The organism is Desulfosarcina sp. (genome assembly GCF_041551955.1).
GTDB lineage: Bacteria > Desulfobacterota > Desulfobacteria > Desulfobacterales > Desulfosarcinaceae > Desulfosarcina.
The window spans coordinates 1-8,532 of record NZ_JBFELV010000208.1 but is presented as its reverse complement, the minus strand read 5'-3'; the positions used below and the strand labels follow the sequence as shown (position 1 = coordinate 8,532).

The following is an 8,532-nucleotide window of genomic DNA, read 5'->3' as shown; positions in this document are numbered from 1 at the left end:
GTGGAAAGAATGGGATGGGCGGTTTTATAGAATGCCTTCAGCACTACCCCGGCTATGGCAAGACCCCAAATAACCCCGAAGAGCGTCCAACCCCATGCACCGCGGAGTATGCCAAGGGTTAAGGGCGTGTATGTGCCGGCGATAAGGACAAAGATTGCGGAATGCTCGATGATCCGAAAACAGCGTTTGACCTTGCCGATTGGCCACGCATGGTAGAGCGCCGAAGCAAGATAAAGAATGATCATTGATGCGGAAAAGACAATGGTGCCGACAATGAATCCGGCATCCCCGTGCCTTACGGTATGCATGACCAGAAATGGTGTTCCAACCAGGGCGGCGAGCACCCCGATGCCGTGGCTGATGCTGTTGGCGATCTCTTCGCCCTGCGACTGAACACGCTTTGGGTTTGAAAGGTCTGCCTGCACCTTAGTTCCAAGGCCCCCAGTGACCATATACGCCAATCAGGGCGATCGCTTCCTGTGCCGTATAGGTGCGAACATTGATAATTTTGTTTTTCTGGTAGTATTCGTCTTTCGAAAATAAACTTTTACGCCCCTCACCCAATTCGTAGACGAAGTCTACCTCTTCAATCCACGCATGGTTTACCGCCGCATCTTGCGGCAACGTGGCCACATTCCCATGCACCAGACGATAGTCATCCGGGCCGTCGGTGATGTGTGGCTTTTGCATGAACTCCGCTGAAGCTCTGAAACAAGCCAATCGCGGTTTGGATATTTCATCTGAGTGGATCGGTTCTGAAGCTGACATGCTTAGTCCTAACCTTTTAGAACATATCTATTCAAAAATAATCTAAGTGCCCATGGCTGCGATGTGAAACGGCTCAACATGCTCACATACTAACGGTATGCTGCGCCTTTTCGCCGTGGCATGCTTTGCCCTGAACCCTTTTTTTGAGATACGTTATAGTTAAAACCACCTTAAATTAGAGAAAAATAAATCCACCGGCAAGATCTTACGCAGACATAGGGTAATCATCATAACTGCGTTAGGCCAATTTTTTAATAGTTCGTATTTACAGGGCCTATGCAGCTTGGCGTTGGTTGCTTGAAAACAGTTCAATTTTCGAGAACGAACAGTCCCAAAGAGGGGACCGTTTCCATTTTTTAGCCTGTGCTGAAAGATGAATCCGGCAGTGCTGCGCAGCACCATGAGGATCAAAATCGACTTCCAGTTTGCTCGCTATCACCGTTCAAGGGACCAAGGAATCGAAATATCGAGGGAAATGCTTACAACCAGCGAAACGGTGAAGGTCGGCATAAATCTTACTGACGAGGTCATCCTTATTGATCGTTCAATCACAAGGGCACCCTATCCGACCACGGCGGTCTCAACGATCACGTGACATGATCTGGATGGACGCCATCACTCATCAGCTGCGCGCGCTTCCGCGCGTCCCATAAAGATCCCTGCTTCGTATTCTCTATTGTAGAATCGCGTCGTGGGGTAGGCAAACTCAATATCTTTTTCCTGGTTAAACGCATCCAGTGTCGCTTCCCAAATCTGCTGCTCGGTCGATCTTCTTTGACGGGGGTTCACCAGGTAGCGGATCGTCAAGAGAACCCCATTGTCCTTGACGGTGGTATAAACGATAGGGGTAAACTTCGTAAAAAAGATAAAGTACTTCTTGGCCGCCTGACGGATTTGCTCTTGGGCCCCCGTTGAAAGATGCTCCACATTAGCGCTGGCGATGTTCTCAAGCAATCGCTTTGCTTTTTTCCATGCACTCTCGAAAGTTATCCGTACTTGGATTTCGTTCCAAATATATTCAAACCCAATGTGGTAGTTGGCCAGTGGCTCTTTGAGAACCTTGCTGTTCGGCACGTGGACGATTCTGCCGGTACTCTGGTCGGCATCTACCCAATGCCCGATCTCGACCATGCTGAATTGAAAGATTCTTATGTCAATGACATCTCCTGCTATTTGGCCGATCTCGATCCTGTCCCCGACCTTGAAGGGTTTGCGCCAAATGATGAAAAACCATCCGGCCAAATTCGCGATGGTGTCGTGCATGGCTATCGCCACACCCGCACTTGCCAGCCCCATGAAGGTTGCCAGGGAAGCGATCCCTTTTGTCCATATGGATCCAACCCAAACGAGCAGCACCAGCGTGTAAGCATACAGAATCGTGCGGCGCCAGCGGTAGGCCTTCATGGCATCCGCGATTCGTCTCTTGATGATGATATTGACCAAAAGCCGCCCGAGGGAGAGAAAAAGCACAACGATAAGGGTAAGGGCAATCTTATCAACCAGTTCAGGTGATAGATTCAAATAGGCTGTCATCGACTGCATGAATTTCGGCCTCCCGGGTTGACTGATTCCCAGCATTGACAAACGAATGGAAGTCGTATTTCTGACCGGTTTCTACCTGTGGAACCATCTATGCTTCCAGCGAAACATCTCCGCTGTTGTAGACCAGAACCACCTCAATGGGGATCTGCATCAGACCGGCTGTCGATTCTGTAAATTCGGATTCCTGACCCGCTTCAGGTGGCGTAAAGTCGGCGAACAACACCGCGCTGTCGCCGGTTTGTTTGGCGATCTCCCACAGGGGATCATTGGTGATGAAGACATGCACACTGGCCTCGATGCGCGCCGTGTCAAGAAGCTCCCGCAACTCCAGAGCCATGTTGTCGGCGTCGGCTTTTGGCGGCACCGTGCACAAGATGCGTATTGGTCGGCGGCGCCATTCATGACTCTGAACCAACAGATGGGCCAGCAAGAGGGCGAGCGCACCGTGCTTGGGCCCGCGCCACCAGATATCCACGGACCCTGCCGGCGCTGACCAGCGTTCTTTCTCTTCGTCGCATTTCACGATGAGAATGCTGCGCTGAAAACGCTGCGACAGCCTCAATGTCTCACAAAACGTATCCTGCCTGCCCGGGTCCTGGCTCCATCCCAGCAAAACGGTGTTGGGGCGCACCCCCCCAATCCCATGGCATTGCAGCAATGCCTTGATCGCCTCACTCAAGTCCTCTTCCACGACCACCACCGGAAAGGCGGCCAGCGTTTCATCCCGAATGAATTTCCGCAGCAGCTTTTCGGCCTGCTCACGTCTCGCGAACCGATCCTCCACATCCCCGGTCAGGATATGACCCAGCGTCAACACACCCCGTCCAGCCGCAAGCCAGTAAGCATATTCCGCGATGTGATAGCGTTTCCAGGCCCCTCCGCTCAGGGCCAGGATAGATGGCCGCCAGTTCTTTGGATGATATTTCTCGTCCTCCAGCTTCAACAACGCCTTGCGGGCACGTTCGAAAGCAACACCGCTGGTGACATCGCCCCAGCGCGAAATAATTTCTGAGCGGCTGATGAACGCATACAGGGCCGACATCGCCATCACAGCCACCAAAGCCCATAAAGGATTCATCAAAAACATGACCAACAGGCAGCCAATCGCCCCCAACAAGGCCGTAGACCAGTGGCTGAAGCGAAATTTCGGACGGTAACTCGGGTTGCGCGTGATGGATTCATAAAAGCACGCCAGGTTGAGTGTACCATAGGTGATCATGAAGAACATGGTGATGACGGGTGCAATTGCATTCAAATCTCCGAGCAGGATACCCGCCTGGGCGATCATGAAGGTCAGGATCGTCGCCAGGCGCGGTTCGTTGCCTTTTCCGCGTCCCTGGCCAAACATCTTTATCCCTTTGAGGATGTCGTCCCTGGCAAAAGCCTGTAGAATGCGTGGGGCCCCCATCATGCTGCCGAGGGCCGAGCTCAAGGTGGCGGCAAAGACCCCGGCGTTGATCAACAGGGGCGACCAGGCAATCGACTTGACCACAAAGGGATCCGAGATCAGAAGTTCCTGCTCGCGCGATGCAGACAGCAACAGGGCCATGCCCATATAAATCACGCCGGTGAAGACGATCGCGGAGAGGGTGCCGGACGGAATCGATTGTCCTGGATCGCGGAGGTCGCCTGACATGTTGGCGCCGGCCATGATCCCGGTGACTGCCGGGAAGAAAAGCGCAAACATGCTAAAAAAAGAATCTCCCGGCTGATACGCGGGCAGCATGCTGCTGGACAGCCGGTCCCAGGAGGCATCGGTGGCCGACCCGGCAACGAACGACCCGATGGCTAGAATCAGGACCGCGAGGATTCCATATTGGACCTTAATGGTCCAGCCGGCACCGATATAAACGCATGCAAAGACGGCCAGATTCACGGCCGTGGCCACGGTTCGAAATGACCATCCCCAATTCGGGAAGGCAATAAAAAAGGCTTCGGTGAAACCAATCACGTACATGGACACCGAGATGGCCTGGGCCAGAAAAAAAAAGACGCCGATCGCCCCGCCGAACTCAACGCCCAAACTGCGGCTGATCAGGTAGTAGGCGCCGCCACCTTTGACGCGCGTGTTGGTGGCGATAGCGGACAATGAGAATGCCGTCAGCGTGGTGATCAGCTTGGCACAAAAAATGATCACCATGACTTGCAGGATTCCGGCTTGGCCCACGACCTGGCCGAACCGTAAAAACATGATGACGCCTAATATGGTGAGCGTGCAGGGGGTAAAGACACCGCCAAAGGTTCCGAATTTTGTCCCAACCGGTGTATGATTCTTGCTGTCTATGTTTTTCATTTGATCAAATGACTAACAACTTGGCGTATCCATACCGATGTGCGCATGGGAAACATCGGGATCTATCTGAAGGACCATCCTGCCGCCCGAAAAAACGCGTACATTGCCATCAGTAGCTGAGACAACGATTGCTGTTGCCTTCGACCGCATCGTCACCGCAGCGGCGGCGGCATGTCGTGCGCCGAGGCCGGCTACCAATTCCATTTCGGTGGGAGGAGAGGTTAAAAAAACGCCCGCCGCCTGGATAAAACCGTCGCCACGGAGAACGAAGGCACCATCAAGTTTGGACAGTTCGACGAGGGCATCATGAATGTCAGGGTTGGTCAGCAAGCGTCTGGACTTTTTGTGTCCATGAAAAGGATTGGGAACCAGCTGCCTGCTGCCCTGCTGGACCTTTATCGAGTCGCCAAGCATAAATATGGCGCCAATTCGTTTTCCGCGCCGCGCCACACGGCCAATTTTGCAGGCGACCAAGACAGCAGTCTCCAGCGCTTTGGGTTGGATGCCATCGGTGAGCGTAATAAGATCCGAGATGGCCAGTCTTTCAACACTCGCCTCTATTTCGGTTAAAACGATGAGCGTTTCCTTTTCCTTGTATACATCATGGCCGATTGCACAGACGATGAGGTCTCCAATCGAAACGCTGGAACACCGAAGCACGACAGCGATGGCATGGCGGATCTGATGGTACTTGTCGGCCATGTAGAACGGCAGGCGAATGACCTCCCGGCCTGCCTTCGTCAGGGTATCGTATGTTTTATTGTTTGTCGTCGTGGCAATGACCCGAAAGTCACCTGATTGCCGATACAGATGTTGCGCCAGCAACCCGGATTCAGTGATGCAGATGATGCCGTCAACGTGGCTCGCCTCTGCGACGTTGATCACCATCTGGGCCAGTTCTTCATCCGAACGAGGGGAGCTTGAGGAGTATCTGCCTTTGGTCATGGTCGCCAACCCTTTCCCCGATCCTTGGCTCTTCTGGATTAAAATCGGCTCAAGACGAGCGCCGTCTTTCCATAACTAAGTTTCAGGGTTTACGCTGCCAATCGGGGCAGATCGCTTCGCGGCTGGCACCCATCTCGGAATTAAAAGGACCGGGATGTCTGTTTTTTCCATGGCTTTGGCATTCATCCATTCAGCCACAACCTCCCCATGACTAACGCCCATAATGATCAAGTCTACCGTGTTTTCCAAGGCAACGTCAATGATAGCAGAGGCAATATCCCCGCGCCTTAAGACTATTTTTACAGGCACTTTCTCTTTTCTGCCAATTTCATTAAAAAGTTCCAGGTTTTTTTTTCCCGTGACCTCTGTCTCGTTCTCGGCAAGGACCCGCAGAAAGACCAGCTTTGCGTTGAGTCTTTGGGCGATTTTGACTATGTAGCCTGCTGTCCTCCGATCAGGTACAGGTCCAGCGGAGGGCACAAAAATTTTCATATCCGCCTCCTTTCTTCAACATCTTACGAGGTCACTAACGCATTGAGCACCCTCTTGAAATCATCCTTTATGGCGTTAGCCATACGAAATGATCAACATCCGAGATGCTTCCTGCCTCCCTTGACACGTGTGGCGACCAGGAGGTTTGTTCATGATACCTTAACGTTAATTCGGATGATAATTTCCTTAAACGATCCTTATGAATTTATTGTGTTTTGGCCGGCGTGACCAACACGTCGATCCGCCGGTTAATGGCCCGTCCTTCAGGTGTTGTATTGGGTGCCAGGGGTCTATCTGGACCATAACCGGCTGCACGAATCCGGTTTATTGGCAGGGTCTTGTTGGCGACCAGGTAAGTTTTGACAGCCTCGGCCCGTTTTTGTGATAGTTCCTGGTTCGTTTGAGCGGATCCGGTACTATCGGTATGGCCCTCGATGGTCACGGTCGGCTGACCGAATGTCTGTATTGCCTGCTGCACTTTGCTAAGCAGGGTGTAGTTGTCTGAGCTCAGGATCGCCTGCCCCACCGGGAACTGAATGCCGCGCATGCGGATAACCAGTTGGTTCCCCTGTTTGTAGACCTCCGCTTCGTCAGGCCGGAAAAAATGCTGGACCTTGTTAAATTTCTCGTTGAACGCACGCTCGGCGGCAAGTTTTTGCCTGGCGGCTTCCTGTTCACTCGAATAGCCTTTCAGGCCACTAAGCTGTTGCTCCAAGCTGGCAAGACGGGTCTGGTGACGCTGTTTCTCTTTTTCGAGGGAATGAGACGTTTGTCCCATGATTTGGAATGTCCCGGCCAACGCACTGAACTGGTCCTCGACGCCTTTGTCCCGCAAATCACCGGTGTTCATAGTTTGCCCCAGGCGTCCGAAAAGGCTCTCCACATATATGGCGGACGCTTCCGGTGTCATCTGCTTGAACTTTTGGCTGCTTTCGCGGATTGCCATCATGCGTCGGGCCATAAATTCGGCATGGGCGGCCTTCTGGCTGATCGCTTCCGTCGCATAGGGGTTCTGGCCGATATAGGCGTCGGCCTCGTTCAACGCTTGGAGGGCGTCGCTATAGGCCATTGGGACGAGCTTCTGGACCTTGGCTTCATCGGCGTCGGCCAACATAATACGCGCATTGCCGATGGCACTGTTTTTGATGGCCATGATTTCCACATCCCGGAAGGCGGCCTGGACCTCGGCGGCATACTCCTGAGCATAACTCAAATTATCCCTCTCAATCGCCGTGGTAAGCTTCAGGTATTCATTTTCCACCTTCTCAAATGGTTTACCGAGTTTGTCGGCATCCACCTTGAGGGCTTTGTTTCTGGCTTCGTTCGTGTCACGCAGGACTGTTCGAGAGACCTGGGCAATCTCTTGTGCTTTTTTCAGATTGGCATTGCCGTCGGCGACATATTGGCTGATGGCAGATAGCTTGGCACCCTTTTCCAGGGCCTTCTTTGCCTTAATTAATGCGGATTGGGCCTCTTTAAACAATTTCGGTGAGAGCACATCTACCTGATTGGATTTTGCACTGGCCAAGTCCGTTTCCAATTGACCGACCAGTTGTCCGGGGTTTACCGAAGCGCCAGATTGATCCGGCATTGTCGCAAGGGCAATCATCAACATTAGAATAATTGCCCCAAAAACAAAACTTTTTCTACTCATTTTATCTCTCCAGGTTGTTGGTTTGATTGAGAACGTCACCGTTTTCGAGAGCGTCCGATTGGATTGAACAGCATGCACAATAATGGAACGTCGGGGCATCCAGAGTTATGCGTGGTTCTTTTGCGGGCCGCCAATTGGAATGACAAGGACCGGAACGGTTGTTTTTTGCTTGACGTATGAGCTGAGCCATTCGTTCAATAGCATCCCTCTACTGGCCCCCATGATAATCATAGCCGATGATTCCTTTTCGGCGAGCTTAACAATTTGTGATATAATATCGCCTGTTTGTAAAATGCCTGTTACCTGCACGCGGGTTTTTTTCCCGCATTCTAAGAAAACGTTTAAGGCTTTATTGCCACGTTCCTGTTCATCTTCTTCATCAATGACATGCAATACAGTTAGTTCTGCCCCAAGCCGTTTAGCGATGTTGACAACATAGGCTGCATTTTCACGAGCTGCTACCGGCCCTGCCGTTGTATATAAAATTCTCATGGCGTTCATCTCCTGTGATCCTGTTTTATAACGCCAGCAGGGTGCTTATGGTCCCGGATATATCGTCTATGCTCGTTCCTTTTTCAAAAAAAGCATCCGCACCACATGCCAAGGCCTCTTTTTTCAGCGTGTCTTGATCCTGGCTGGTAAGAAATATGATACCGACGTTACGGCCGTATACCGCTCTTATGGTTTTGGTAATTTCAAGGCCGCTGCTGTCCGGTAGTTCACCATCCATAAAAATAATATCCGGTAAAAAAGCCTGCATTTTTTTCAGGGCCTCCTCGCCTGAAGCCGCTTCCTCGATGACCACGGATCGAAATTGATCCTTTAAAAGCGCTTTAAT

9 protein-coding genes are annotated in these 8,532 nt (G+C 51.9%); all 9 read right to left on the bottom strand.

Annotation, left to right across the window (positions count from 1 at the left end; genetic code table 11):
- A partial coding sequence (locus ABYV26_RS15305; RefSeq protein ID WP_372682227.1) for a hemolysin III family protein occupies nucleotides 1-452 on the bottom strand: 452 nt, incomplete at its 3' end.
- Nucleotides 427-768, bottom strand: coding sequence for a hypothetical protein (locus ABYV26_RS15300; RefSeq protein WP_372682226.1), 342 nt, complete (start codon nucleotides 766-768; stop codon nucleotides 427-429). The genes ABYV26_RS15305 and ABYV26_RS15300, both read right to left, overlap by 26 nt.
- Before the next feature lie 615 nt (nucleotides 769-1,383).
- Nucleotides 1,384-2,310 (bottom strand): mechanosensitive ion channel family protein, encoded by a 927-nt coding sequence (locus ABYV26_RS15295; RefSeq protein WP_372682225.1) that lies wholly within the window; start codon nucleotides 2,308-2,310, stop codon nucleotides 1,384-1,386.
- 88 nt (nucleotides 2,311-2,398) lie between these two features.
- Nucleotides 2,399-4,603 (bottom strand): amino acid permease, encoded by a 2,205-nt coding sequence (locus tag ABYV26_RS15290; RefSeq protein WP_372682224.1) that lies wholly within the window; start codon nucleotides 4,601-4,603, stop codon nucleotides 2,399-2,401.
- A 12-nt stretch (nucleotides 4,604-4,615) separates the two neighbouring features.
- A complete protein-coding gene (locus ABYV26_RS15285) occupies nucleotides 4,616-5,548 on the bottom strand; it encodes a diadenylate cyclase (RefSeq protein ID WP_372682223.1) in 933 nt (310 codons plus the stop codon).
- A gap of 75 nt (nucleotides 5,549-5,623) precedes the next feature.
- Nucleotides 5,624-6,040: a universal stress protein gene (locus tag ABYV26_RS15280; RefSeq protein ID WP_372682222.1), complete on the bottom strand. Its 417-nt coding sequence runs from the start codon at nucleotides 6,038-6,040 to the stop codon at nucleotides 5,624-5,626.
- 205 nt (nucleotides 6,041-6,245) lie between these two features.
- Nucleotides 6,246-7,694, bottom strand: a complete 1,449-nt coding sequence (locus ABYV26_RS15275; protein ID WP_372682221.1) for an OmpA family protein — start codon at nucleotides 7,692-7,694, stop codon at nucleotides 6,246-6,248.
- 105 nt (nucleotides 7,695-7,799) lie between these two features.
- Nucleotides 7,800-8,186 carry a universal stress protein gene (locus tag ABYV26_RS15270; RefSeq protein WP_372682220.1) on the bottom strand — a complete coding sequence of 129 codons (387 nt, stop codon included), beginning with the start codon at nucleotides 8,184-8,186 and terminating at the stop codon, nucleotides 7,800-7,802.
- Nucleotides 8,187-8,211: 25 nt separating this feature from the next.
- A partial coding sequence (locus ABYV26_RS15265; RefSeq protein WP_372682219.1) for a response regulator transcription factor occupies nucleotides 8,212-8,532 on the bottom strand: 321 nt, incomplete at its 5' end.